General features: G+C 74.1%; 16 protein-coding genes. 6 read left to right on the forward strand and 10 right to left on the reverse strand.

Features of this window, described 5'->3' with window-relative positions:
- The first annotated feature begins 346 nt into the window (after positions 1–346).
- A complete protein-coding gene (locus ABZ898_RS28140) occupies positions 347–796 on the forward strand; it encodes a PTS glucose transporter subunit IIA (protein ID WP_361664741.1) in 450 nt (149 codons plus the stop codon).
- An 88-nt stretch (positions 797–884) separates the two neighbouring features.
- Positions 885–2,555 (forward strand): phosphoenolpyruvate--protein phosphotransferase, encoded by a 1,671-nt coding sequence (gene ptsP / locus ABZ898_RS28145; protein WP_361664744.1) that lies wholly within the window; start codon positions 885–887, stop codon positions 2,553–2,555.
- 76 nt (positions 2,556–2,631) lie between these two features.
- On the opposite strand, the gene ABZ898_RS28150 is transcribed toward ptsP, so the two are convergent.
- Both ABZ898_RS28150 and ABZ898_RS28155 read right to left on the reverse strand, forming a co-directional pair.
- Positions 2,632–3,525 carry a hypothetical protein gene (locus tag ABZ898_RS28150; protein WP_361664747.1) on the reverse strand — a complete coding sequence of 298 codons (894 nt, stop codon included), beginning with the start codon at positions 3,523–3,525 and terminating at the stop codon, positions 2,632–2,634.
- Between the two features lie 25 nt (positions 3,526–3,550).
- Positions 3,551–4,822 (reverse strand): MFS transporter, encoded by a 1,272-nt coding sequence (locus tag ABZ898_RS28155; RefSeq protein WP_361664750.1) that lies wholly within the window; start codon positions 4,820–4,822, stop codon positions 3,551–3,553.
- Between the two features lie 45 nt (positions 4,823–4,867).
- Between ABZ898_RS28155 and ABZ898_RS28160 the strand changes: the two genes are divergently transcribed.
- A complete protein-coding gene (locus ABZ898_RS28160) occupies positions 4,868–6,187 on the forward strand; it encodes an aminotransferase class I/II-fold pyridoxal phosphate-dependent enzyme (protein WP_361664753.1) in 1,320 nt (439 codons plus the stop codon).
- 6 nt (positions 6,188–6,193) lie between these two features.
- Here ABZ898_RS28160 and ABZ898_RS28165 read toward each other — a convergent pair whose 3' ends face one another.
- A complete protein-coding gene (locus tag ABZ898_RS28165; RefSeq protein WP_361664756.1) occupies positions 6,194–8,161 on the reverse strand; it encodes an acetoacetate--CoA ligase in 1,968 nt (655 codons plus the stop codon).
- Between the two features lie 211 nt (positions 8,162–8,372).
- Between ABZ898_RS28165 and ABZ898_RS28170 the strand changes: the two genes are divergently transcribed.
- Entirely contained in the window at positions 8,373–10,697 is a 2,325-nt protein-coding gene (locus tag ABZ898_RS28170) for a glycoside hydrolase family 31 protein (protein WP_361664847.1), read from the forward strand.
- A 15-nt stretch (positions 10,698–10,712) separates the two neighbouring features.
- On the opposite strand, the gene ABZ898_RS28175 is transcribed toward ABZ898_RS28170, so the two are convergent.
- The 6 genes from ABZ898_RS28175 to ABZ898_RS28200 form a co-directional block, all read right to left on the reverse strand.
- Positions 10,713–11,243 (reverse strand): NUDIX domain-containing protein, encoded by a 531-nt coding sequence (locus ABZ898_RS28175; protein WP_361664759.1) that lies wholly within the window; start codon positions 11,241–11,243, stop codon positions 10,713–10,715.
- A 75-nt stretch (positions 11,244–11,318) separates the two neighbouring features.
- Complete coding sequence (locus tag ABZ898_RS28180; protein WP_361664761.1) at positions 11,319–11,927, reverse strand: ATP/GTP-binding protein; 609 nt, start codon at positions 11,925–11,927, stop codon at positions 11,319–11,321.
- The gene (locus ABZ898_RS28185) at positions 11,905–15,567 is read right to left on the reverse strand and encodes a hydantoinase B/oxoprolinase family protein (protein WP_361664764.1); all 3,663 of its coding nucleotides are present in this window, start codon (positions 15,565–15,567) and stop codon (positions 11,905–11,907) included. Before ABZ898_RS28185 ends, ABZ898_RS28180 begins: the two co-directional genes overlap by 23 nt.
- Positions 15,568–15,591: 24 nt before the next feature.
- Positions 15,592–15,987 (reverse strand): DUF742 domain-containing protein, encoded by a 396-nt coding sequence (locus ABZ898_RS28190; RefSeq protein WP_361664767.1) that lies wholly within the window; start codon positions 15,985–15,987, stop codon positions 15,592–15,594.
- A 10-nt stretch (positions 15,988–15,997) separates the two neighbouring features.
- The gene (locus ABZ898_RS28195) at positions 15,998–16,432 is read right to left on the reverse strand and encodes a roadblock/LC7 domain-containing protein (RefSeq protein WP_361664769.1); all 435 of its coding nucleotides are present in this window, start codon (positions 16,430–16,432) and stop codon (positions 15,998–16,000) included.
- A complete protein-coding gene (locus ABZ898_RS28200; protein WP_361664772.1) occupies positions 16,429–19,179 on the reverse strand; it encodes a nitrate- and nitrite sensing domain-containing protein in 2,751 nt (916 codons plus the stop codon). The genes ABZ898_RS28195 and ABZ898_RS28200 overlap by 4 nt, the downstream gene beginning before the upstream one ends.
- A 417-nt stretch (positions 19,180–19,596) precedes the next feature.
- On the opposite strand from ABZ898_RS28200, the gene ABZ898_RS28205 reads away from it, so the two are divergent.
- Together ABZ898_RS28205 and ABZ898_RS28210 are read left to right on the forward strand one after the other, a co-directional pair.
- Positions 19,597–20,130: a hypothetical protein gene (locus tag ABZ898_RS28205; RefSeq protein ID WP_361664849.1), complete on the forward strand. Its 534-nt coding sequence runs from the start codon at positions 19,597–19,599 to the stop codon at positions 20,128–20,130.
- Positions 20,131–20,263: 133 nt separating this feature from the next.
- Positions 20,264–21,826: an amino acid permease gene (locus ABZ898_RS28210; RefSeq protein ID WP_361664774.1), complete on the forward strand. Its 1,563-nt coding sequence runs from the start codon at positions 20,264–20,266 to the stop codon at positions 21,824–21,826.
- On the opposite strand, the gene ABZ898_RS28215 is transcribed toward ABZ898_RS28210, so the two are convergent.
- Positions 21,818–26,473, reverse strand: coding sequence for a hypothetical protein (locus ABZ898_RS28215; RefSeq protein ID WP_361664776.1), 4,656 nt, complete (start codon positions 26,471–26,473; stop codon positions 21,818–21,820). The two genes, ABZ898_RS28210 and ABZ898_RS28215, sit on opposite strands and share 9 nt — an antisense overlap.
- Between the last annotated feature and the right edge of the window lie 5 nt (positions 26,474–26,478).

A 26,478-nucleotide genomic window follows, 5' to 3' on the forward strand; every position in this document is an offset into this window, starting at 1 on the left:
CCTTCGGTGTTTCCGACTCTATCAGATCTTTTTCCGATCCGATTTCCTCGGTGCTTTCCAGGTTCTCGCTTTCGCGTTTCCCTTTCCGGCGGTTCAAACTCTAGCAGGGTTTTTCCGTGTCCCTGACCAGTCGTTCGCAAGCATGCGAGAACTGATCCCGAGATAGGATCTGACGAGTTTGGGTGCTGCCGAGAGTAAGCGCGCTGTCGCGCAGCTCGGTCTCAGGCAGGACGATGACTGTACACAAGTTCCGGCGACGACGCAAACCTCCGAGGTTGGTGGTCTAGACCACCAACTGCTAACTTCTCTGAGGAATCGCCACTACCCCTTCTCTGGGAGGCTTCCCATGACCACCGTGACGTCCCCGCTCGCCGGACGCGCCATCGGACTGGCCGACGTGCCCGATCCGGTCTTCTCCGGGGCCATGGTGGGCCCCGGTACCGCGATCGACCCCGTACGTGAGGCCGGTGCGGTCGTGTCCCCCGTGGACGGCGTCGTCGTCTCCCTGCACCCGCACGCGTTCGTCGTGGTCGACTCAGAGGGGCACGGTGTGCTCGTCCACCTCGGTATCGACACGGTCCAGCTCAACGGCGAGGGCTTCGAGCTGCTCGTCAACAAGGGGGACACGGTCACGCGCGGCCAGGCGGTCGTGCGCTGGGACCCCGCCGCCGTCGAGGCCGCCGGCAAGTCCCCCATCTGTCCCGTCGTCGCGCTCGAGGCCACGGCCGACTCCCTCGCCGACGTGTCGGAGAACGGCGATGTGACGGCCGGCGACGCCCTCTTCTCCTGGTCCTGATCTCCTGGTCCGGGCGGCGCGGCCGTCCGACGGTATGTACGACAACCAACGCGGCGGCGGGGGCCGCCGCAGTAGCGGAGACGGTGAGATGGAGACAACGCTGCGAGGCGTCGGTGTGAGCCACGGTGTGGCGATCGGCGAGGTCAGGCACATGGGTACGGCGGTGCTCGAACCGCCGGCCAGGCGGATTGCGGCGCAGGACGCGGAGCGCGAGCAGGGCCGCGCCCGGCAGGCCGTGGACGCCGTGGCCGCCGACCTGACGGCACGCGGCAACCTGGCGGGGGGCGAGGCGCAGGCCGTGCTGGAGGCCCAGGCCCTGATGGCCCAGGACCCCGAGCTGATGGCCGACGTGGAGCGGCGGATCACGGCGGGCAGCACGGCCGAGCGCGCGGTGTACGACGCGTTCGCGGCCTACCGGGAGCTGCTGGCGAACGCCGGTGAGTACCTGGCCGGGCGGGTGGCCGACCTCGACGACGTACGCAACCGCATCGTGGCGCGGCTGCTCGGTGTGCCCATGCCGGGTGTGCCGGACAGCGACCACCCCTATGTACTGGTGGCCCGTGACCTGGCTCCCGCCGACACCGCGCTGCTCGACCCGGCGCTGGTGCTGGGCTTCGTGACCGAGGAGGGCGGGCCGACCAGCCACAGCGCCATCCTGGCGCGGGCGCTCGGAGTGCCCGCCGTGGTCGCGCTGCCGGGCGCCGGTGAGCTGGCCGAGGGCACGGTGATCGCGGTGGACGGCAGCTCGGGCGACATCTTCGTGAACCCGAGCGAGGAGACGACGGCCCGGCTGGAGTCGGCCGCCGCGGAGCGGAAGGCGGCGCTGGCCGCGTCGACCGGTCCCGGTGTCACCGCCGACGGGCACAAGGTGCCGCTGCTGGCCAACATCGGTGGTCCGGCGGACGTGCCGGCCGCGCTGGAGGCCGGCGCGGAGGGTGTGGGTCTGTTCCGCACCGAGTTCCTGTTCCTGGACGACAGCAAGACGGCGCCGTCCGAGGACAAGCAGGTGACGGCCTACCGGCAGGTGCTGGAGGCGTTCCCCGAGGGCCGGGTCGTGGTGCGGGTGCTCGACGCGGGCGCCGACAAGCCGCTGGACTTCCTGACGCCGGCGGACGAGCCGAACCCGGCGCTCGGTGTGCGGGGGCTGCGGACGCTGCTCGACCACCCGGAGGTCCTGCGTACGCAGCTGACCGCGCTGGCGAAGGCGGCCGAGGGGCTGCCGGTGCACCTGGAGGTCATGGCGCCCATGGTGGCGGACCGCGCCGACGCCAAGGCGTTCGCGGACGCCTGCCGTGAGGCGGGGCTGCGCGCGAAGTACGGCGCCATGGTGGAGATCCCCTCGGCGGCGCTGCGGGCGCGGTCGGTCCTGCGGGAGGTCGAGTTCCTTTCGCTGGGCACCAACGACCTCGCGCAGTACACCTTCGCGGCGGACCGGCAGGTGGGTGCGGTGTCGCGGCTGCAGGACCCCTGGCAGCCCGCGCTGCTCGACCTGGTCGCGCTGTCCGCCGAGGCGGCGCGGGCGGAGGGCAAGAGCTGCGGGGTGTGCGGTGAGGCCGCGTCGGACCCGCTGCTGGCGTGTGTGCTGACGGGTCTGGGTGTCACCTCCCTGTCGATGGGTGCGGCGTCGATCCCCTACGTGCGGGCGACGCTCGCCAAGCACACGCTGGCGCAGTGCGAGCGGGCCGCCGCCGCCGCGCGGACCGCGGACAGCGCCGACGAGGCGCGGGCCGCCGCGCAGGCGGTGCTGTCCGGCGAGTAGCCGGTCGCGCGCGGACCGGAGTGTCCGTGCCGGTCAGGGGCGTCCCATCTCCGGGTGGGGCGCCCCTGGCGCGTTCTCAGTGGTGGTGTCCGCCCGGCGGCTCGTCGTCCGTGAGGTCGGGGGCGGCGCGGTAGTCGACGTCCGACTCGGGGGCGATGAGGTCGCCGGTGTCGGCGTCGGTGCAGTAGGCGTCGAAGACCTCGGAGGCGGTGAGCGGCTGGAGGTGCCCGGAGCGCAGGCGCCAGCCGTGGACGCGGTCGGGCCGGCCCGGCGCGCTGACGCGCATGACGAGGCCGCCCGGGCTGCGGGTGGCGAGGCCGAGGGCGAGGACACTGGTGAATTCGAGCGTCTCGGTCCGGTCCGGTTCGGCGGTGCCCTCGGTGTCGGCGTCGGCGTGGAGGACGGCGACGAGGCTCTCCGGCGGTCCGGCGACGCTGCAGACGAGGTGCTGGGCGCCCGGTGGTGCGCTCTGGAGGACGCGGGCGAGGAGGGCGGAGGCGCGGATGAAGGCGGCGCGGCCGATGTCCTCTCCGCAGGTGGCGCAGGGTCCGAGGCGGGTGAGGAGGGTGGTGGCGTACTCCCAGGTGGCCTGGCGGACGGCTTCGCCGACGAGGGCGGGCAGGAGTGCGGTCAGGGGTTCGCCCTCGTAGGGGATGGTGGGGCCGAGGGCCGCGAGTTCGGCGGTGAAGCGGCTGCGGCTGGCGGGGGCTTCGGGGTCGATGCCGGTGGCGGTGCAGAACTCCGCGTACTCGTCGGGGTCGAACAGGGCGAGCGCGGTGTGACTGCCCTGGGCCGCGCGGGATTTGAGGACGGCCTCCATCTGGCGCAGGTAGGTCGTGTGGTCGTCGAAGGTGAAGCTGCGGTAGCGCCGCATGGCGCGGAAGTCGTGTTCGTCGGTGAGCAGGCCGACGGTGCCGGCGATCTCGCGGCGCAGGACGCCGCGCATGGTCCGGTGGTCGGTGTGCGCCATGGTTTCCCCCTGTGTGCGCTGTCGATCAATGCTCACTCACGGTAACCGGGGGGACTGACAACGGGGTCGGGTCGAGGCGTTCGCGGACCAGGCGGTGCTGGATCGCGCAGGTCAGGGCGATGGTGGTGCCGAGGACGGTCCAGCCGGCCGGGCCGAGGGCGAGGGCGGCGGTGACGGCGAGGGGGCCGAGGGAGCGCTGTGCGGCCTGGGCGAGGCCGTGGACGCCGAGGTAGGCGCCCTGGGCGTCGTCGGGGGCGAGGGCGACGGAGAGTTCCCAGGAGACGGTGGCGTGCAGCATCTCGGCGAGGGTGAAGAGGGTGGCCGAGGCGGTGAGCAGGCAGGTCGCGCGGACGGGGTCGCCGGTGGCGGAGAGGGTCATGGCGAGGCCGCCCAGGGCGAAGACGGCGGAGAGCGGCAGGAGGAGCCTGCGGGACGCCTCGGTGGTGGCGCCGAAGCGGGCGAGCGGGATCTGGAAGGCGACGACCAGCACGCTGTTGAGCACGAGGAGCAGGGGTGCGAGGCCGTGCGGGACGCCCGGGGCGTGGGCGATCCAGAGCGGCAGGCCGATCTTGAAGTAGGTGTCGTCGAGGAAGAGGACGGTCTCGGTGCCGACGTAGGCCAGGTAGGTGCGGTCGCGCCAGGGGGTGCGGGGGCGGGCGCGTGGCGTGTCTCCCGCGGTGGCGGCGACGCGGCGGGCGGAGGGGGGTTCGGCGCAGGTGAGGGTGAGCAGGGCGACGAGGACGAAGGAGAGCGCGTCGCCGGTGAGGAGCCAGCGGTAGGCCGTGGTGGTGCCGAGGGTGAGGGCGGCGGCCGCGGCGACGCCGCCGAGCGCCCAGCCGGCGTTGGAGGCGCTGCGGTTGATGGCCTGGTAGCGGGCGCGGTCGCTTCCGGCGACGCGGGTGGCGTAGAGCTTGGTGAGGATGGCCGCGGCGCGGTCGCCGAGGGCGCCGAGGGCGGAGTAGGCGACCAGCAGGGTGGGGCGGTCGGTGGTGAGGAGGGCGAAGGAGGCGACGGCGCGCAGGAGTTGGAGCGCGATGAGTACGTGGGTGAGGGAGAAGCGGTCGGCGAGGCGGCCGCCGAGGGGCGCGCCCGCGATGCCGACGGCGCCGGAGATCGCGGCGAGGGTGCCGATCTGGGCGGCGGAGAGGTGGGAGACGTAGGTGAAGTACAGGACGGAGACGGAGGCCCACAGGCCGCTGCCGATGCGGTCGAGGAGGGTGACGGCGAGCATCCGGCGTCCGTCGCGGCCTCCGGGGACGCGTGCTCGGTGGTTGGCTGCGCCGGGCTTCGCGGCCACGGTTCCCCCTTGCCTCGATGTATGTACTGATACATAATCAGGTACGTGGCAACACAATATGAGATCAGCGGTACGACCGCCAAGGGGATTACGCGTTCCGTCGAACAGGGAGTGTCCGAGGGCGTGTTGGCGCCGGGGGCGGCGCTGCCCCCGGTGCGGCGGCTCGCGGAGGAGCTGGGGGTGAGCCCGGGCACGGTGGCCACCGCGTACAAGGAGCTGCGGCGGCGCGGGATCGTGGTGACCCTCGGCCGCGGCGGGACGGTCGTGGCCGAGGCGCCCTCGGTGGCGTCCCGGCGCCCGCCCAAGGTGCCCGAAGGACTGCGGGACTTGGCGGGCGGCCATCCTGATCCGGCGCTGCTGCCCGCGCTGGTGCCGCCCTCGCGCCTCTCCCCCGGTGTCCGTTCGCACCGCTCGGCGCCCCGGCTCACGCGGCTGGAGGACGCCGTGCGCGACTGGATCGGGGCGGACGGAGTGCCGGTCCAGCACGTGACGTTCGCGCACGGGGCGCTGGACTTCATCGGCCGGGTGCTCTCGGCCGAACTGCGGCCGGGGGACGCCGTGGCGATGGAGGACCCCGGGTATCACCACTTGCTGGACCTGGTCGCCGCGCTCGGGCTGCGCGCGGTGCCCGTCCCGGTCGACGGCGAGGGCATGCGCCCGGAGGAGCTGCGGGCCGCGCTGCGGGCCGGGGTCCGCGCGGTGGTGCTCAGTCCACGGGCGCAGAACCCCTACGGCGGCGCCTTCTCGGCGGCGCGCCGGGACGCGCTCGCCCACGTGCTGCGCGAGACGCCGGACGTGCTGGTGCTGGAGAACGACCACGCCTCCGACGTGTCCGCCGCGCCCCTGCGTTCGCTGACCGGGGCCGGGCCGGCCCGCTGGGCGCATGTGCGGACGGTGAGCAAGTTCCTCGGCACCGACCTGCGGTGGGCGGCGGCCGCCTGCGACCCGGTGACGCTGGCCCGGCACGACGGGCGGCTGCTGCTGACCTCGGGGTGGGTCAGCCACCTGCTCCAGGAGACGGTGCACGGCCTGCTGACGGACCCGGGGACCGGCGCGCTGGTGGCACGCGCGCGTGCGGAGTACGCGCTGCGGCGTACCGCGTTCACCGAGGCGCTGGCCGGGCACGGCATCGCGGCGCACGGGGCGAGCGGGCTGAATCTCTGGGTGCCGGTGCGCGACGAGTCGGCCGTGGTGAACGGGCTGCGGTCGCGCGGCTGGTGGGTGGCGGCCGGGGCGCGGTTCCGGCTGGCCTCGGCGCCAGGTGTACGGATCACCACGACCGACCTCCAGCCACCGGAGGCGGTCCGGCTGGCCTCGGACTTCGCGGCCGTGCTGGGCGAGTCCGAGGCCACCTACGGGGGCTGACGGGGGTCAGCCGCGTTCGCGGGCAAGCTTCTCGTAGAAGCCGAGCAGGGTCAGGTCGTCGATGGAGCCGGGGTTGACCGCCTTCTCCAGCGGGGTGCCCTGGAGGAGGCGCTTGACCGGGACCTCGATGCGCTTGCCGGTGAGGGTGTGCGGGACGCCGGGCACCTCGATGATCTCGTCCGGGACGTGCCGGGGCGAGAGCTGTTCCCGGATGGACTTCTTGACGCGGTCCCGCAGGGCGTCGTCCAGGACGGCGCCGGGGGCGAGGTGGACGAAGAGGGGCATCCAGTAGCCGCCGTCGGGCTGTTCGACGCCGATGACCAGGGATTCCCTGATCTCCGGGAGGCGTTCGACGACCTCGTAGATGTCGGCGGAGCCCATGCGGACGCCCTGCCGGTTGAGGGTGGAGTCGGAGCGGCCGTGGATGATCACCGAGCCGCGTGAGGTGAGGGTGATCCAGTCGCCGTGCCGCCAGACACCGGGATAGGTGTCGAAGTAGCTCTCGCGGTAGCGGCTGCCGTCGGGGTCGTTCCAGAAGCGGATCGGCATGGAGGGCATGGGGTTGGTGACGACCAGCTCGCCCACCTCGTCCACCAGGGGCTCGCCGTTCAGGTCCCAGGACCGGAGGTCGGTGCCGAGGCCGGGGGCCTGGAGTTCGCCGGTGTAGACGGGCAGGGTCGGCACGGCCCCGGCGAAGCAGGAGCAGACGTCGGTGCCGCCGCTGACGGAGGCGATCCACAGGTCGTCGCGGACCTCGTCGTGCAGCCAGCGGAAGCCGTCCGGGGGCAGCGGGGAACCGGTGGTGGCGACGCACTGGACGGCGGAGAGGTCGAAGTCGCGGGACGGGTGGACGCCCGCCTTGCGGCAGGCCATGACGTAGGCGGCCGAGGTGCCGTAGAGGGTGGTGCCGGTGCGTTCGGCGACGCGCCACTGGGCGCCGGTGTCCGGAAAGCCGGGGCTGCCGTCGTACAGGACGATCGTGGTGCCGGTGAGCAGGCCGGAGACGAGGAAGTTCCACATCATCCAGCCGGTCGAGGTGTACCAGAAGAAACGGTCCTCGGGGCCCAGGTCGCAGTGCAGGCCGAGCTGCTTGAGGTGTTCGACGAGGATGCCGCCCTGGGACTGGACGATGGCCTTGGGCAGGCCGGTGGTGCCGGAGGAGTACAGCACCCACAGCGGGTGGTCGAAGGGCACCTGCTCGAAGACCGGCTCGGTGTCGCCGGCCGTCAGCTCCGCCCAGTGAAGGGCGCCCTCGGGGGCGTCGGTGCCGAGCAGCGGGATGTGCACGACCGCGCGCAGGGTGGGCAGTTCGCGGCGGAGTTCGGCGACGGTGTCGCGGCGGTCGTGCTCCTTGCCGCCGTAGCGGTAGCCGTCGACGGTGAACAGGACGACGGGCTCGACCTGCTGGAAGCGGTCCAGGACGCTGCGGGCGCCGAAGTCGGGCGCGCAGGAGGTCCATACGGCGCCGACGGCGGCCGTGGCGAGCAGGGCGGCGACGGCCTCGGGGATGTTGGGCAGGTAGCCGCTGACCCGGTCGCCGGGGCGTACGCCGAGGTCGCGCAGGCGTGCGGCCAGCGCGCCGACCTGGCGGCGCAGTTCCGCCCAGGTCACCGGGCGGGGCTCGTGGGTCTCGTCGACGTACAGCAGCGCGGGCTCGTCGGCGCGGTCGGCGGCGGCGCGCAGGGCGTGCTCGGCGTAGTTGAGGGTGGCGCCGGGGAACCACTGGGCGCCGGGCATGGCACGGTCGCCGAGCACGCGCGTGTGGGGCGTGGCGAAGCGGACGTCGAACCACCGGGTGACGGCCGTCCAGAAGTCCTCCGGCTCGGCCACGGACCACTGGTGCAGGGCCGGGTAGCCGCCCTCGGCGGGGGCGCCGTGGTGCTCGGCGGCCCATGCCTGGAACCGGGTGATGCGGGCGCGGGCGATCCGCTCGTCGGTGGGCTGCCAGAGCGGCTGCGGATGCGCGGTGGACATGATGCGGCTCCCGGACTGTACGCGTCGTTGCGTCGTCCGCACACGGCCTGGTGGGTGCGCGGGACAGGGCTGACAGGGACGATGCCATGTGATCGACTTCGGCACCAGGGCACGCCCCACATAGTGCGTGTGTCGACGATGTGGCCCCACCACGGTGAACGGCAGTTGAACGGCACACGCGCGTGGGGCGCACAGTGACAGGGTGAGCAGCATGAACGGTCGTGACCTGGTGCGTTCGTGGGGTGGGGTCGGCGCGGGGCGCGCCGCGCGAGGGGTACGGGCGGTGCGCGCGGCCTGGCACCGCAGGCGCAGCGACGCCCTGGGGCTGCCGCCCCGCGGGGCTGAGCGGGCCCGGGTGCCCGGTCAGGTGCGGGGCGCGGAGCCGGAGCCCGGTGGCGGTGTGATCCGGTTCGCGCGCTCGGAGCTGCGGATCATGGTGGCGGTCGGCGGGGCGGTCTTCCTGGGCTGGGACGGCGCGGGTCCGGAGCCGTCGTACGCGCTGGCGGCCGGGGCACCTGAGGTGGACCCGCGGGCGGTGCTGGAGCCGGACAAGGACGGCGGCTGGCGGGTGGTGGCCGAGCGGGTGACGGTGGTGGTGTCCCGGCTCGGGGCGGTGGAGGTGTGCACGCCCGGCGGGCTGGTGCTGCGCCGGGAGCTGCCGCCGCGCTGGTGGGAGCCTCCGGCGGGGGGTGCGGCGCGGTGGACGCAGCGGGCGGAGGTGGCGGCGGACGCCCGTTTCTTCGGGCTGGGCGGGCACGCCTCGGGGCCGCGGCTGCGGGACGGGACGTACCGGCTGTGGAACGGTGACGCGGCGGCCCTGGCCGTGCCGGTGCAGATGGTGGTGGCGGACGCCTCGGCGCATCTGGTGTTCCACGACACCACGTGGGACGGGTCGGTGGTGCTGCGGGAGGGTGAGGAGGGGGCCGGTTCCGGGCACGACCGGGCCGGGCGCTGCGAGGTGCGGATGGACGGGGGCCCGCTGCGCTGCTGGGTGATCGTGGGCCCTCCCGCGCGCGTGCTCGGCACCTGGGCGTCGCTGACCGGGGCGCCCGCGCTGCCGCCCGCGTGGGCGCTGGGCCACCAGCACGCGGGGGACTTCACGGACGAGCAGGAGGTGCGCGAGGCGGTCGCGGGCCATCAGGAGCGCGATCTGCCGCTGGACGCGGTGCATCTGGACGCCGGTCATCACGACGGCGGGCGGCCCTTCACCGTCGACCAGGACCGCTTCCCCAAGCTGCCCGGTCTGGCGGAGGACCTGCGCCGGGACGGGATACGCCTGGTGTCGGCCGTCGAGGCGGCGGTGCCCGCGGTGCCGGGGGACCCGGTGTACGAGGGCGGGTCGGCCGTGGGCGCGTTCGTGCGGGACGCGTCGGGGCGGACGGTACGGGGTGAGGGGCGGGCCGGTGAGTCGGTGTTCCCGGACTTCACGCACGCGCGGGCGCGCGCGTGGTGGGGCGGCCTCTACGAGGAGCGGCTGGAGCAGGGCTTCGACGGGTTCTGGCACGGCGCGCACGAGCCGTCCGCGCGGGACGTGTTCGGGGAGCCGCCGCTGCCGCGTTCGGCGCGGCACGCCCTGGAGGGGCGCGGCGGCGACCACCGGGAGGCGCACAACGTGGACGCGCTGGGCATGGCGCGCGCGGCGTACGAGGGCCTGCGCGAACTCTCGCCCGGGGAGCGGCCCTTCGTGCTCTCGCGGTCGGGGTGGGCCGGGTCGCAGCGGTACGGGGGTGTCTGGCCGGGGGACGTGACGGCGGGCTGGCCGGGGCTGCGGGCGTCGCTGTCGGTGGTGCTGGGGCTGGGCCTGTGCGGAATGCCGTACGCGGGGACGGATGTCGGGGGGCTCGGGGCCGATCCGTCGCCGGAGCTGTATCTGCGGTGGTTGCAGCTGGGCGCGTATCTGCCGCTGTTGCGTACGCGTACGGGGGCCCGGGCGCCGTGGGAGTTCGGGTCGGGGGTGCTGGAGCACGCGCGCGTGGCGCTGCTGGAGAGGCGCCGGCTGCTGCCGTACCTGGTGACCCTGGCGCACCTGGCCCGCTGGACGGGGGCGCCCTGTGTGCGACCGCTGTGGTGGGGTGCGCCGGAGGACCGGGGGCTGCGGGACTGCGAGGACGCGTTCCTGCTGGGTGACGCCCTGCTGGTGGCGCCCGTGCTGGAGCCCGGGACCGAGCGGCGCGCGGTGCGGCTGCCGAGGGGGCGGTGGTACGACACGGTGACGGAGCGGGCGTACGAGGGTCCGGGGCAGGTGCTGGTGGACGCGCCGAGGTCGCGGATTCCGGTGCTGGCGCGCGCGGGTGCCGTGGTTCCGGTGCGGGGCGCGGACGGTACGGCGGAGCTGGAGGTGTGGGCGCCCGCGGCCGGCCGGACCGGGGGCGGGCTGGTGGTGCCGGACGCGGGCGGCGGCTGGGCCCGGCCGGAGATCGAGCGGTACGTCACCCGCCGGGACGGCGCGGGGGTGGTCGTCACCAGGGAGTCGGACGACGGCACCGCCGAGCCGTCCCGTCCGGTGCGGGTGCGGGGGCTGGGCGGGGCCGCCTAGAGACGCGGCCTAGGGTCAGTAGCGGCCCTGGAACCAGGCGCGGACGGCCAGGGTGTGCAGCGGGAAGGCGAGTTCCTCGGGGCCGCGCAGCAGGTGCCAGCCCTCGGTCTCGTCGGTGGCGGCGCAGGCGGGGAGGTCGTCGGCCGGGCGTTCGGGCAGGAGCCCGAAGAGGAGCAGATGGCCGTCGGGCGAGCTCATGGCGTCCACCAGGCGCAGGTCGCGGGCGTCGGCCTCGATGCCGGTCTCCTCGCGCAGTTCGCGGACGGCGGCGTGCTTCCAGTCCTCGCGGTCGTCGATGAACCCGCCGGGCAGGGCGACCCCGCCGAGCCGCGGGGCGACGGTCCGGGTGATGACGACGAGGGCGGCGCCGTGGGTGTCGTACACGGGCTGGAGCACGACGGCCACCGGCAGCGGGTTGCGGTAGGCGGTGGCGCCGCAGGCGGGGCAGGTGCGCGGCCAGCCGGTGACGTCCCCGTAGGGGGCGCCGCAGCTCGAACAGTGTGAGCCGGGGCCGGAGTTGGCGGACGGCTGCTGATTCTCGGACACGCGCGGACTGTATCCGATCACGGCGGGCGTGTCGCGGGGTGCCGGCGGGACGGGCGGGACGGCCCGGCCCTCCGGTCAGGTGGCGAGGGCGCGGCGGCGTTCGGCGGCCAGTTCCATGGCGTGCTGGACGACCCCGATGAGCACGGTCTTGACCGATTCCCGGTCGCGTGCGTCGGTCAGCAGCACGGGCACGTCCGGATCGAGGTCGAGCGCCTTGCGGACGGATTCCGCCGGGTAACGGGCCGCGCCCTCGAAGCAGTTGACGCCGACGACGAAGGGGATGGACCGCCGCTCGAAGTAGTCGACGGCCGCGAAGCAGTCCTCCAGGCGCCGGGTGTCGGCGAGGACGACCGCGCCGAGCGCGCCCTCGGACAGCTCGTCCCACATGAACCAGAAGCGCTCCTGGCCGGGCGTGCCGAACAGATAGAGCACGAGGTCGGCGCGGAGGGTGATGCGCCCGAAGTCCATGGCCACGGTGGTGGTGCGCTTGCCCTCGACGCCGCCGGTGTCGTCGACGGGCCGCCCGGCCTCGGTCAGCACCTCCTCGGTGCGCAGCGGCCGGATCTCGCTGACCGCGCCGACCATGGTGGTCTTGCCGACGCCGAACCCTCCGGCCACCAGGATCTTGAGCGTGACGGGCTCGACGGGGGGCTTGCCGCGTTCAGCTCGTCGCTGGAAGACCATCGCTCACTTCTCCTGCTCGGTGGGTGTCCGTCGGGTGGGTGCCGGTGCCGGCGGGGTCCGGCGGCGGGCTGCCGTAGCCGCCGCCACCAGGGGTTTCGACGACGAGTACGTCGCCGGGGGCGACCTCGGCCGAGCCGCTGGCGCCCAGGTCGGTGACCGTGCCGTCGGCGTGCTCGACCCGGTTGCCGCCGAGGGCGCCGGGTGACCCGCCCGCCATACCGTACGGGGGGACGCGGCGGTGCTGGGAGAGGGTGGAGACCGTCATCGGTTCGAGGAAGCGGATGCGGCGCACCGCTCCGTCCCCGCCGCGCCGTCGTCCGGCGCCTCCGCTCCCCCGCCGTACCGCGAACTCCTCCAGGCGGACCGGGAGTCGCCACTCCAGCACCTCGGGGTCGGTGAGCCGCGAGTTGGTCATGTGGGTCTGCACCACATCGGCGCCGGGGAAGGTGTCGCCGGCACCCGAACCCGAGGCGATGGTCTCGTAGTACTGGTGCCGGTCGTTGCCGAAGGTGACGTTGTTCATCGTGCCGGAGCCCTCGGCCTGCACACCGAGCGCGGCGTACAGGGCGCCGGTGATGGCCTGGGAGGTCTCGACGTTGCCCGCGACGACGGCGGCGGGCGGCTCGGGGGCGAGCATGGAGCCGGGCGGTACGACGATGTCGAGGGGGCGCAGGCAGCCGTCGTTGAGCGGGATGTCGTCGGCGACGAGGGTGCGGAAGACGTACAGGACGGCGGCGTCGACGACCGCCGAGGGCGCGTTGAAGTTGGTGCCGAGCTGGGCGGAGGTGCCGGTGAAGTCGATGGTGGCCCGGCGTTCCGCGCGGTCGACGCGCACCCGGACGCGGATGACGGCGCCCGCGTCGGTCTCGTAGGCGTACTCCCCGTCGTCCAGGGCGTCGATGACGCGGCGGACGGATTCCTCGGCGTTGTCCTGCACGTGCCGCATGTATGCCTGGACGACGTCGAGGCCGAACTCCTCGATCATGCGGCCCAGTTCGTCGGTGCCCTTCCGGTTGGCGGCGATCTGGGCGCGCAGGTCGGCGAGGTTGGTGTCGATGTTGCGGGAGGGGTGGCGGGCTCCGGCGAGCAGGCTGCGGGTCTCCTCCTCGCGCAGGCGGCCGTCCTCGGTGAGCAGCCAGTTGTCGAAGAGGACGCCCTCCTCGTCGATGGTGCGGCTGCCGGCGGGCATGGAGCCGGGGGCGATGCCGCCGATCTCGGCGTGGTGGCCGCGCGAGGCGACGTGGAAGAGGATCTCGGGATCGCCGCCGGGCGTGCCGGTGCCGAAGACGGGGGTGATCACGGTGACGTCCGGGAGGTGGGTGCCGCCGTGGTAGGGGTCGTTGACGGCGTAGGTGTCGCCCGGCCGCATCCGTGGCCCCCTGCGGCGGACGACCTCCTTGACGCTGGTGCCCATGGAGCCCAGGTGGACGGGGATGTGCGGGGCGTTGGCCACCAGGTTCCCGTCCGGGTCGAACAGGGCGCAGGAGAAGTCCAGGCGCTCCTTGATGTTGACGGACTGGGCGGTGGACTCCAGCCGGGCGCCCATCTGTTCGGCGATGGACATGAAGAGGTTGTTGAAGACCTCCAGCAGGACCGGGTCCACCTCGGTGTCGGGGCGGGAGGTCCGCTTGAGGGACGTCCGTTCCATGACCAGGTGTCCTTCGTCGTTCGCGGTCGCCCGCCAGCCGTCGTCGACGACGGTCGTGGTGCCGGGCTCGGTGATGAGCGCGGGGCCGGTGACGGGGTCGCCGGGCGGCAGGGCCCGGCGCTGGTGGAGGGGGACGTCGTGCCAGGTGCCGTCGGTGTGCAGCCGGACGGTGTCGGGTTCGGCGGGGTGGCCCTCGTAGGGGGCGAGGGCGGAGAGGTCGGGGGGCTCCGTGATGCCGGTGGCCTCCACCGAGAGGGCCTCGACGACGATCTCGCGGTCGAGGGTGAAGGAGTAGGTGGCGCGGTGGCGTTCCTCGAAGGCGTGCCGCATGGCGGTCACGTCGGTCAGCTCGACGGTGAGCGTGGTGTCGGTGCCGTCGTAGCGGAGCTGGGCGCGGCGGACGGTCGCGACGCGGTCCTCGGGCACGTTCTCGGCGCGGAGTTCGGCGCGGGCGGCGGCTTCGAGCGCGTCGGCTGTCTCATGGACGCCGGGCATGGCCGCCTCGGTCAGGGGTGCCTCGACGGACTGCTCGCGCATCGCGGTGGTGTCGGCGAGGCCGATGCCGAGCGCGGAGAGCACACCGGCCACGGGCGGCACCAGCACGGTGCGGATGCCGAGGGCGTCGGCGACGCGGCAGGCGTGCTGGCCCCCGGCGCCGCCGAAGGTGGTGAGGGCGTAGCGGGTGACGTCGTGGCCCTGCTGCACGGAGATCCGCTTGACGGCGCCCGCGATGCCGGCGACCGCGATGCGCAGGTAGCCCTCGGCGACCTGTTCCGGGGTGCGGTCGTCGCCGGTGGCCTCGTGGATCTCGCGGGCGAGCGCGGCGAAGCCGTCCTGGACGGCGGTGACGTCCAGCGGCTGGTCGCCGTCGGGGCCGAACACGGCCGGGAAGTGGGCGGGCTGGATGCGGCCGAGGATCACGTTGGCGTCGGTGACGGTGAGCGGGCCGCCCGCGCGGTAGCAGGCGGGGCCGGGGGCGGCGCCCGCGGAGTCGGGGCCCACCCGGTAGCGGGAGCCGTCGAAGTGGAGGACGGACCCGCCTCCGGCGGCGACGGTGTGGATGTCGAGCATGGGGGCGCGCAGCCGGACGCCCGCGATCCGGGTGGTGAAGACGCGCTCGTACGCGCCCGCGTAGTGCGACACGTCGGTGGAGGTGCCGCCCATGTCGAAGCCGATGACCCGGTCGTGCCCGGCGAGTTCCGACATGCGGGCCATGCCGACGATGCCTCCGGCGGGCCCGGACAGCACGGCGTCCTTGCCGCGGAACTGTCCGGCCTCGGTGAGTCCGCCGTTGGACTGCATGAACATCAGCCGCACATCACTCAGTTCGTCGGCGACATGGCGGACGTAGCGGCGCAGGACGGGCGAGAGGTAGGCGTCGGCCACGGCGGTGTCCCCGCGCGGGATCAGCTTCATCAGGGGGCTGACCTCGCTGGACAGGGAGATCTGGGGGAAGCCGATCCGCTCGGCCAGCTCGCCGACGGCCCTCTCGTGGGCGGGGTGGAGGTGACTGTGCAGGCAGACGACGGCGACGGCGCGGATGCCGTCGTCGTACGCGCGCCGCAGCCCGTCCTCCAGCGCGGCGAGGTCGGGGGCGCGCAGTTCGGTGCCGTCGGCGGCGATCCGCTCGTCCACCTCGATGACGCGCTCGTGCAGCAGCTCGGGCAGCTCGATGTGGCGGGCGAAGAGGTGCGGGCGGTTCTGGTAGGCGATCCGCAGGGCGTCGGCGAAGCCGCGGGTGATCACCAGCAGGGTGCGTTCGCCGGCGCGCTCCAGCAGCGCGTTGGTGGCGACGGTGGTGCCCATCCGGACCGCGTCGACGGGCTCCGGCGAGCCGTCGAGGAGCGCGCGGACGCCCGCCACGGCCGCGTCGGCGTAGCGGGCGGGGTTGTCGGAGAGCAGTTTGCGCGTGAGCAGCCGACCGTCGGGGCGGCGCGCGACGATGTCGGTGAAGGTGCCGCCCCGGTCGACCCAGAACTCCCAGCCTGTCACGTCCTCACCCTGCTTCCGTGCTGGTCAGAGCGCCCGGAGGCCGTCGATCACGTCGCGCAGAATGCTCTCGTCGGGCAGCTCGGCCGGGGGCACCGGCCGGGTCACGTGGACGAGTTCGGCGTGCACGAGGTCGCCGATCAGGACGCGTACGACGCCCACGGGAAGGTCGAGTCCCGCGGCCAGCTCGGCGACCGACTGCGGCTCGTCCCGGCAGAGTCCGACGATCTCCACGTGCTCCGGGGCCAGCGTCGGGTCCTCCTCGGGGTCGCCGGCGTCGGGTTCGGTGACGACGACCGCGATGAGGTCCAGGGTGTGCTGGCCGGGGCTGGTGGTACGGCCACGTGTCATGGCGTACGGCCGGACGACGGGGCCCGCCTCGTCGTCGAACCAGTGGCCGCTTCTCAGACCCTCTCCGCTCATGTCTGTACGACTACCCGCCCGTGGGCGAGTCGCTGCGCGGGGCGCTGCCCAGATGGACGCCGACCCGCTTGACCAGCAGCGTCATCTCGTAGGCGACCTGGCCGACGTCGGAGTCGGCGTCCGAGAACACGGCGAGGCAGCTGCCGTCACCGGCCGCGGTCACGAAAAGGAAGGCGTCGTCCAGCTCGACCACGGTCTGCCGGACGCTGCCCGCCTCGAAGTGCCGGCCCACGCCCTTGGCGAGGCTGTGGAAGCCGGAGGCCACGGCGGCCAGGTGTTCGCTGTCCTCCCTGGTCAGGTCCGAGGACACCCCCATGGCCAGGCCGTCGCCGGACAGGACGACGGCCTTGCGGATGCTGGCGACCCGGTCGACGAGGTCGTCGAGGAGCCAGTTCAGCTCCTTCTTCTTGGTGTCCGTGTGGCCGGTCGCGTTCGGTGCGGTCATCGACCGTCTCCCTCAGTCGTTCCTTGTGCTGTGCCGCTGTGGGCTCGGTCGCCCTCAGCGTTCTCCTCGCGGCCGCGCTCCCAGCCGCGCTGGAGCGAGGCCATCCGGGTGCGGACCTCGTCGGCGTCGCGTACGGCGGGCTCGGAGGTGTTCTCGGCACGCCGCTCGGGGTCGCGCCGGAGCTGTGGCGCCAGACTGGCCTGGCGCACGCGCCGGGGCAGCGGGGCGGTGGTGTCGGCCGCCGTGCCGGCGGGCGGGGTGTTCCGGGGGGCGCCCTGGGCGGGGCCGGTTCCGTGGGACGCCGCCGAGCTGATCGGGTCGGGGGTGTCCGGGTCGGGCCGGGGCCGTCGCGGCAGCTCCGGGGGGAACGCGTCGGCATCGGCTGACGGGGTCCCGTGCTGCTCCGCCGTGGCGGTGCGGGCGGTACGGGGCGTCGGGCGGCCGCCGGAGTCGCCGCGGCGGCGGGTGGGCAGCGGGGGCGGCCCGTCGGACGCGGCGCCGGCGGGTTCCGTACGCGGGCCGACGGGTTCGCCGTGCGAGCTGACCAGCTTCGGCGGCTCGCGCCGGGGCAGCGGGACGATGGCGCCGGGCACCTCGACGGGTTCCGGCAGTTCGGCGGGGGTGAGACCCCGGGCGCGGAAGATGCCGCCGAGTTCGCTGTCGTCGTCGGCCAGGGCACCCGGGAAGGCCACGGTGGAGGCGTCGAGGACGCGGCGGTCGGCCAGGGCGCCGGGCTCGGCCGTCTCCTCCAGGACCCCGGCGACGGGCTGGGGGCGCGGGACGCCGCGTTCCGCGGTCCGCCGGGTCTCCTTGGACAGGTCGCCGAGCCGGATGCCGATGCCGTTGGTGTCGGGGGCGTCGTCGGTCAGCAGCGCGTCGGGGATGAGGACGACCGCGGTGGTGCCGCCGTAGGGCGAGGGCTGGAGCGAGACGCGGACGTGCTGGCGCTGGGCGAGGCGGCTGACCACGAAGAGGCCGAGCCGGTCGGTGTCGGACAGCTCGAACTCGGGGGTCTCGGCGAGCCGGAGGTTGGCGTCCAGGAGCGCCTCGGCGGTCATGCCGAGGCCGCGGTCGTGGATCTCCAGGGCGAAGCCGTTGGCGACCCGCTCCCCCACCACGTGGACGTGGGTGTGCGGGGGCGAGAACAGGGTGGCGTTCTCCAGCAGTTCGGCCACGAGGTGGGTGAGGTCGGAGACGGCGGGGCCGATGACCGCGACGCGGGGCAGCCGCCGTACCTCGACGCGCTCGTAGTCCTCCACCTCGGCGACGGAGGCGCGGACGACGTCCATGAGCCGTACCGGGCGGCGCCACTGCCGGGAGGGTGCGGCGCCGGAGAGGATGACCAGGCCCTCGGCGTGCCGGCGCATACGGGTGGTGAGGTGGTCCAGCCGGAAGAGGTCGGCGAGCTCGTCGGTGTCCTCGGTGCGGCGTTCCATGGTGTCCAGCAGCGTGAGCTGCTTGTGCAGGAGCACCTGGCTGCGGCGGGCGAGGTTGACGAACACCTCGGCGACACCGGCGCGCAGCTCGGACTGCTTGACCGCGGCCTCGACGGCGGCCCGCTGGAGGGTGTTGAGGGCGCGGCCGACCTCGCCGATCTCGTTCTGGTCGTACTCCGGCCGGGGGACCTCGCTCTCCACGTCGACGGGTTCGCCCGCGGAGAGCCTGCGCATCACGTGCGGCAGCCGGACCGCGGACGCGTCGTGCGCCTCGGTCCGCAGCCGCTTCAGGTCGCGGATGAGGCGGCGGCCGACGCGTACCGACAGGACGAGGGAGACGAGGAGGGCCGCGAGGCCGAGGACGCCGGCGACGGCCGCCTGGGCGATGACGCCGTAGGCGACGGGGCGTACCCGGTCCCGGAAGCGGGCGCCGGCCTGGTCCTCCATGGTGGCGAGGTCTTCCAGGACGCCTCCGGCGACGGCGTGCCAGCTCGCGGTGGTGACGCCGCGCGGGACCCCGGCGCCGGTGCCGACGACGTCGCGCTCGGCCGTCCGCAGGGGCGCGGTGGCGGCGTTGCGCCAGTAGCTCTCGTACCGGTCGCGTTCGGGGGCGGGCAGCAGCGGGAGGCTGACGTCGTAGAGCAGGGTGCGCTGGGCGACGAGGTCGGAGATCTCGCGGGCCTCTTCGCGGGAGAGGCTGCCCACGACCAGCGCGGAGCCGAGCAGGGCGTCCTCGCGGGAGAGGAGTTCGCGGGCGCGGCCGATGTTGACGAGGGCCCCGGCCTGCTTGTCCATCTCCACGTCGTCGACGCCGTCGACCGCGGCGACCAGGGCGTAGCAGGGGTCGACCAGCCGGTTGTAGAGGTCGAGGGCCTCGGCCCGGGTGACGGTGCGTTCCTCGACGCTGCGGCGCAGCGACTCCAGGCCGCCGAGGGCGTCCAGCGCGGTGGTGAGACGTTCGCCGTCCTCGCCGCGGATCGCGTCGCGCGTCTCGCGGTCGCGGGCGTGGGCGCGCAGGGCGGTCAGGGCCCGGTCGGTGGCGGTGCGCGACCGGTGCAGGGTGGCGAGGGCGTCGGCGGCGCGGGGGTCGGCGAGGTAGACGAGGCTCTGGCGCCGCTCACGCTGGAGGTCGCGGACGGTGTCCTCGGTGGGATGCCCGATCTCCCTCACCGCGCGGGAGACGCGCAGGAGCTGGGCGACCTCGCTGCCCGTGAGCACGGTGGCGAAGCCCCAGACCACGGTCAGGGACACCAGCGGCACGAGAAGCAGCGCCACGATCTTCCGGCGGATCGACTTCCCGCGAAACCGCATGGCCTCCCCCAGCTCGACCCCGTCGGTCGGGGTACGTGTGTCCGACTCGGAACGGCGCGAGCCTACTACCGCCTCGCAGGTGACTCGAAGGCACGTCTGATGTGTGAACTCCCTTGTGAGAGACGAGAGATGGCGAGTTGTCCGGGCATTGGGGGAGATTGCGGCCGCGAAGGGAGGGGTCCAGGGGAAGCGGGCCGAAACAGTACGGACACCAGTTGGCCGGAAATTTTCACAAGTCGGGAATCATCGGGGTGTGCCGTGCGTCGTTCACATCGGGAGACGGGGAGGGAACCGGCCACAGCGCCGCGTCCTTCGCCCCGGTCGCGTAAAACAGCGCAAGCCGGGCAGCCACTGGGGAAGCCGGGACCTTCGGGTGCCGGGGCGAGCGGTCTGCAGGCGGTGGGGAGTGACTCGGTGATGGGGACGGCGGGGCGCAGCGATGCGCCCGAGGTGAGCGTGGCGGAGCGTCCGGCGCGGATTCCGGGCCCGGCGGGGCCGGAGCGGCGGACGCCGGGACACGGTCCGGGCGGCACCGGTGCCGGACCGCGGCGGGCGGCGGCGTACCGCCCGCTGTGGGTGGAGGAGCCCGCGCGGCGGCGCCGGATGGCGGACCCGGTGCGGACGGCCGCGGTGCGCTCGGTGCTGATCATCGCGGTGACGCTGGTCCAGGCGATGGTGGCGTTCCTGTGCACGCTGGCCGGGTCCTGGCTGGCGTTCCCGATGGTGGTCAGCAGTGTGGCGAGCACGGTGGTGGCGACCTGGGCCGTGGTCGACGTGTGGGTGACCCGCCAGGTGTGGAACCAGCGGTACGGGGTGGTCTCCGAACCGAGCAGCACGGCCCGGCGGCTGCGCCGGGAGCGCCGGGCGGCGCGGCGGCGGGAGCGGGTCGCGCGGCGGGACCAGGAGCGGATAGCCCGGCGGGCCGGCGCGAAGCGGCTGTCCCACCCCTGACTCCGGTCGGAGCACCACATCGGGGCGTTCCACGCGTGGCTGCTGCGGATGCTGGGCGAAGAGGCTCCGTGAGCCGCGAACCGGGGTAGGACACGGCCGCTCCCGTTTCCCTCTGCCCTCAGGAGTCACACCGATGACCAAGGCAGCACCACCGTCAGGTACGCACGGGCACGACGACAGCGAACTCGCGGAGTTCGGGTACCGGCCCGAACTCAAGCGCACGCTGGGCAACTTCCACACCTTCGCCGCCGGGATCAGCTACATCTCGATCCTGACCGGCACCTTCCAGCTCTTCTACTTCGGCTACGGCAGCGGCGGCCCCGCCTACTGGTGGTCGTGGCCGCTGGTGTTCGTGGGCCAGTTCGCGGTGGCCCTGTGCTTCGCGGAGCTGGCGGCCCGCCATCCGGTGGCGGGTTCGGTCTACAACTGGTCGAAGCGGATCGGAAATCCGCATCTGGGCTGGCTGGCGGGGTGGATGATGCTGGTCGCGTCCATCGTGTCGATCGCGGCGGTGGCGCTGGCCTACCAGCTGACGCTGCCGCAGATATCGTCGGCCTTCCAGTTCGTCGGGGACGGCACCGGCACCTACGACGTGGCGACCAACGCGGTCGTGCTCGCGACCGTGTTGATCCTGTTCACCACGCTGGTCAACGCCTTCGGGGTGAAGCTGATGGCCAGGATCAACACCGCGGGGGTGTTCATCGAGCTGGTCGCCAGTGTGGTGCTGATCGTCATGCTCGCCGTCCACATCACCCGTGGCCCGCAGGTCGTGCTGGAGACCAACGGCACCGGCGCGGGCCACGGCGCGGGTTACCTCGGCGCGTTCCTGGTGGCGTCGCTGGCGTCGGCGTACGTCATGTACGGCTTCGACACGGCGGCCTCGCTGGGCGAGGAGTCGCTGAACCCGTCCCGCAACGCGCCCCGCGCCATCCTGCGCGCGATCATCGCCTCGTTCGTGCTGGGCGGCCTGGTGCTGCTGCTGGCGCTGATGAGCGTCTCCAGCCTCAAGGGCGACAAGCTGTCCACGGACGGGCTGCAGTACGTGGTGCTGGACGTGCTCGGTCCGACGGCGGGCAAGGGCATGCTGTGGTGCGTGCTGATCGCGGTCACGGTGTGCGCGCTGGCCGTGCACACCGCGGCGATCCGGCTGGCGTTCGCCATGGCGCGGGACAACAACCTGCCCGCGTCCTCGCTGCTGGCCCGGGTCAGCCCCCGCTTCCGCACGCCGGTGGTGCCGGCCGTGGTGATCGGGGTGCTCGCGCTGGCGATCCTGGTGGTCAACATCCGCCAGCCGCAGATCTTCACCGTCGTCACCAGCATCGGCATCATCATGATCTACCTGGCCTACCTGGGCGTCACCGCGCCGATGCTGGTGGCCCGGCTGCGCGGCACGTGGACCCCGGCCGGCGGCGGCAGGTTCTCCCTGGGCCGCTGGGGACTGCCGGTCAACCTGGTCGCGGTGGTGTGGGGCGCCGGGATGACGCTGAACCTGATCTGGCCGCGCCCGGCGGTCTACAACGCCACCGCGCCCTACCACTGGTACCTGCGGTGGGGCGCGGTGCTGTTCGTGGCCGTGATCGCGGGCGGCGGCTTCGCGTACTACTGGTTCGTCCAGCGGCACCGGACGGGCGTGCTGGCCGAACACCGGCTGGAGGTCCCGGCTCAGACCTCCCGGCCGGCGCCCGCCTCAGACTGAGGACACCCCCGCCGACGGCCGCTTGAACATCCTGGTCGCGGTGATCTCACTGCGCACCGCGTCCCCGGCCTGCGGCTGCTGCGGCAGGCCGGGCCGCAGGTGTTCCTCCACGCTGATGTACTTCAGCCCGGCCCTCAGGTCGGCGTCGTTGCGCAGCCGGATGACCAGCGGGAACTCGGCCAGCGCGGTGGTGTCGAACAGGCCGGTGGTGTACAGCAGCTGCACGCCGAGCGCGTCGGACACGGCCCGCTGGAGCTCCAGCAGATACGTGGCGTTGGCGCGGCCGATGGGGTTGTCGAGGAACAGCGTGCCCGCGTGCCGGTGCTTGTCGCGGCCCCGGTCGTTGGAGCGCAGGGCGGCCATCGTGCAGTACAGCGCGATGGCGGCGGTCAGGAGCTGGCCGCCGGAGAAGACGTCGCCCATCTGGCCGACGGGGACGCGCTCGGCGCGCAGCACGGCGTCCGGCTTGAGGATCTCCACCGCGATGCCCTTGGGCTGGAGGGCGGCGGCGACTCCGCGCAGCAGCAGGGACATGCCGTCCCGGCGCAGGTCGGAGTTCTTCTTGACGGCCGCGCGGGTGGCCTCGTCGATGACCTCGCCGAGGCGCTCGGTCAGCGTGGCCTGGTCGGGCTCCTCGAAGCGGATGCGCAGGAATTCCTGGCCGGACCACTCGCCGAGCCCCTCGGGCAGCCGGGAGAGCCGCTGGGCGGAGCGGAGCGTGGCGAGGGAGGACTCGACCAGGCCCCGGAGCCGGTCCACGATCGAGTCGCGGTTGCGCTCCAGCTGGGCCAGCTCGTCGGTGAGGACGCGCAGCCGGGGTGCGAAGGCGTCGGCCCACTTCTGGGCGTGCTCGGGCAGCGCGGCGGCGGGCAGTTCGCGGATCTGCTGCCGGGCGGGCGTGCGGACCTGCTCGTAGCGGGTGGAGTTGGCGTGCCGGACCAGGATGTCACTGGCCTCACGGACAGCGGTGTCGGCGGCGGAGAGGTCGGCGGCGCAGCCGCGCAGCGAGCGGCGGGCCTCGGCGGCCGACTGCCGGGCCTCCTCCAGGGTGCCGGGGTACGGGTCGCCGTCCTCGCCCTCCTCCTCGGCGGCCGGTTCGCGCAGCAGGTCGCGGAGCATCGCGGCGGTCTCGTCGAAGCCTCCGGCGGCGTCCTCGGCGAAGCGGTGGGCCTGCTGGAGCTCGGCGTGGGCGGCGCGGGCCTCGGTCAGCGCCTCGGTGCGGGTGGCGAGTTCGGCGGTGGCGGTGCGCAGCAGGGCCTGCGCGTGCTCGGCGTCGCGCGGGACCAGTTCCTCGGACAGCTCGGTGTGGGCCTCGCCCTCCTCGGGGGCGTGCCGTTCGGCCTCGCCGCGCAGCCGGCCGAGCTGTTCGCTCGCGGTCGACATGCGGGTCTCCAGCAGCTGCACCAGTTCCTCGGCACGGGCGGCGGCCGACTGGCGGGAGGGGCCGTCGGAGCCGTCGGGCGACTGCAGGAGCTGTTCGGCGCGGGTGCGGACCTTGTTGCTGAGCCGGTCGAGGTCGGCGCGGGCGCCGCTCTCGTCGCTCTCGGCGCGGGCTTGTTCGGCGCGCAGGTCGGCGCCGACGCCGACCTTCTCGTACACCTGGGAGGCGGCCCGGTATGCCTCGCGCAGCGCGGGCAGCGACGCCTTCGGGGCGCCGTCCTCGGCCTCCGGCACGTCGTCCGGGGCGCCGGCGATCTCGGCGCGCTCGGCGCGCAGGGCGCGCGCGGTGCGGCGGGCGTCGTCGGCGGCGCGCTGGGTGGCGCGGCGGTCCTCGTCCGCGGCGCGGGCGCGTTCCAGGCAGGACTGGGTACGGGCCTCGGACTCGGCGGCGTCGTCGGCGAGTTCGCGGAGCTTGACCTGCCAGGTGGCGCGTTCGCGCAGCCGGTGGGCGAGTCCGGCGAGGGCGTCGGCCACCCGGCTGGCGCGCTGGGCGGCCTCCTGGCGTTCGTCGCGCAGCCGCGTCGCCTCGGCGGCGGTCTCCTCGGCCTCCGCGCGGGTGACGCGGGCGTCGGTGAGTTCGGCCTCGGTCTCCTCGGCGAACGCGCGGGCCTCCTCGGCGCCGGAGGCGAGTTCGACGATCCGCCCGGCGGGGCAGCCGGTGCGCCAGGAGGCGAGGCGGGCGGCGAGTTCGCGGTCCTTGCCGAGGCGGGCGGCGAGGGTACGGATCTCGTCGTCGCGTTCGGTGGCCCGCGCGCGCAGGGCCTGGCGTTCCTCGTCGGCGGCGTGTTCGTCGTGCATGGCCGGGTTCGGCGGCACCAGGAAGACGTCGGTGGGCTGCGCGTCGGCGGCGGGGGCCGGGGCGAGCAGGGCGGCGGCGGTGCCGACGGCGACGGCGGAGCGGGGCAGCAGGGCCGCCTCGCCGAGGGCCTCGCGGGCCCGGACGTGGGTGTCGGGGTCGGTGATGATCACACCGTCGACCAGCTCGGGGCGGGTGGCGAGCACGCGCGCGTGGTCGGCGGGGTCGACGGCCTGGGCGAGGTAGCGCCAGCCGGGCAGGGCGGGGATGCCGTGCTCGCCGAGGAACTCCACGGTCGCCAGCACGTCGGGGCCGGGCGGCAGCAGGCCGCCGTCGCCGAGGGCGGAGAGGATGCGGGTGTCGTCGGCCGCGGCGGTGCGCAGGTCGAACAGGGTGCGCTCGGCGGTGGAGACGGCGTCGTCGAGGAGGCCGCGCAGCTCGTCGGCGAAGCGGTCGAGCTCCTCGGCGGTGAGCGGGCCCTCGGCGGCGGAGCCGTGTACGGGGTCACCGGAGCCGGAGCCGGAGCCGTCGCGCGGGGCCGGGATCGCCGAGCGGGCGACGCCCGCGGCGGGCAGGCTGAGCAGTTCCGCGAGCCGCTCCTCGGCGGCCAGGGCCTCGGCGAGGCGGCGCTCGGCGGTGTGGGCGCGTTCGGCGGCGGTGGCGGCGTCGGCCGCGCGGGCGGCGGTCAGTTCGGCGCGGGACTCGGCGGCGGCCGTCTCGCGGGCGTGCTCGACGGCAGTGCGGGCGGCCTCGCGGGCGGTGTCCCAGGCGGCGACGGTGGTCTTCTCGGCGTCGCTGGCGGCGAGCGCGGCCCGGGCGGGGTCGGCGTCGGGGGCGCTGTCGTCCAGCCAGCCCGCGCGGACCGCCTCGGCCGTCTCCTGCTCGACCTCGGTGAGGCGCTGGCGCAGGTGCCCGATCTCGCTGCGGGCGCGCTGGGCGTCGGTGGCGGCGGAGGTGGAGTCGCGGTAGGCGCTGTCGCTGACCTCCTGGAGGGCGGCGGAGCGCTCCTCCTCCTCGTTGGCGAGGGCCTCGGCGTTCTGGGCGGCGGCGTGCAGGGCGCGTACGAGGTCGACGGCGGCCTTGGCGCGGGCGGCGAGCGCGGGCGCGGCGTCCCGTTCGGCCTCCTGGATGGCGACGGAGACCCGGGCGACCCGGTCGGCGGCGGCGCGGTGGCGCAGTACGGCCTCGGCGGCCTGCCAGGCGGAGTACAGGGTGCGGGCGTCGGCCAGTTCGCGCTTCTGCGCGGCGGCGGCCTTCTCGGCGGCGGCGAGGGACAGCGAGGCGTGCCGGTAGGCGAGTTCGGCGGCGACCAGGGAGCTGCGTTCGCGGGCGCCCTCGGAGTGGGTGACGGCGTAGGCGGCCGCGGTGACGCGCTGCGCGAGGTCGGAGGCGCGGACCCGCTCGCGCACGGCGCGCGCGGACAGCCGCCGGGCCAGGTGGCGGGTGCGGCGCTCGGCGCCGGTGTGCACGTCCCGCGCGCGGGTGCGGGCGTCGGCGGCCTCGACGATGCGGCCGAGCAGGTCGACCGAGCCCGCGGTGAAGTCGCGTTCGGCGATGAGTTCGGCGCGGCGGCCGAGCTTGTTGCCGAAGCCGCTGACGAGGTCGGCGAGGCCGTCGGTGTCACGGGTGTCGGTGACGGCGCGCAGCAGCAGGTCGGTGAAGTCGGAGTCCTTCTTGACCGCGAAGAGGCCGGCGGCCTCGCCCTCGTCGGCGTTCATCTCCCGCTGGTAGCGGAAGAGTTCGGGGTCCAGGCCCAGGTCGCCGAGGTGCTCGGTCCAGCGCTCGTGGGTCTCCTCCCAGTGCGCCTCCAGGTGCGGGTAGTTCTTGCCCGCCTCGGTGAGGGCGTCGCGGAAGCCCTTCATGGTGCGGCGGCGCCCCTGCGCGCCGGAGGCGCCCTCCACGATGGGCCGCACCGCGGTGGACTCGGCGACGGGCAGGCTGTCCAGGCTCAGCCCGGGGCCGGGCCGGAAGGAGTACCAGGCCTCGGCGAACTTGCGCGGGTCGTTGGAGACCTGGCGTCCGCGCCACTCGCTGACCTTGCCGACGACGACGCACTCGCCGGTCTGCACGTGCTGCCATTCCAGCGCGACGTGCCCGCAGTCGTCGGCGAGCAGGAACTTGCGCAGCACGCCGGAGCTGGCGCCGCCGAGGGTGTTGCGGTGGCCGGGCAGCATGACCGAGAAGATCAGCTTGAGCAGTACGGACTTGCCGCCGCCGTTCTCCAGGAACAGCACACCGGCGGGCGCGGGGCGGCGCGGCGGGCCGACCGGCTCCTCCTCGAAGAACTCCGCCTGGGTGGGGGCCGGGTCGGGCACCGGCGCGCCCACGCCGCGCATGTCGAGCACGGTGTCGGCGTAGCGCGCGCCGGCGGGCCCGATGGAGTAGAGGCGGACGCGGGACAGCTCGTACATGGCGG

Origin of the sequence: Streptomyces sp. NPDC046860 (assembly GCF_040645115.1) — a bacterium.
GTDB lineage: Bacteria > Actinomycetota > Actinomycetes > Streptomycetales > Streptomycetaceae > Streptomyces.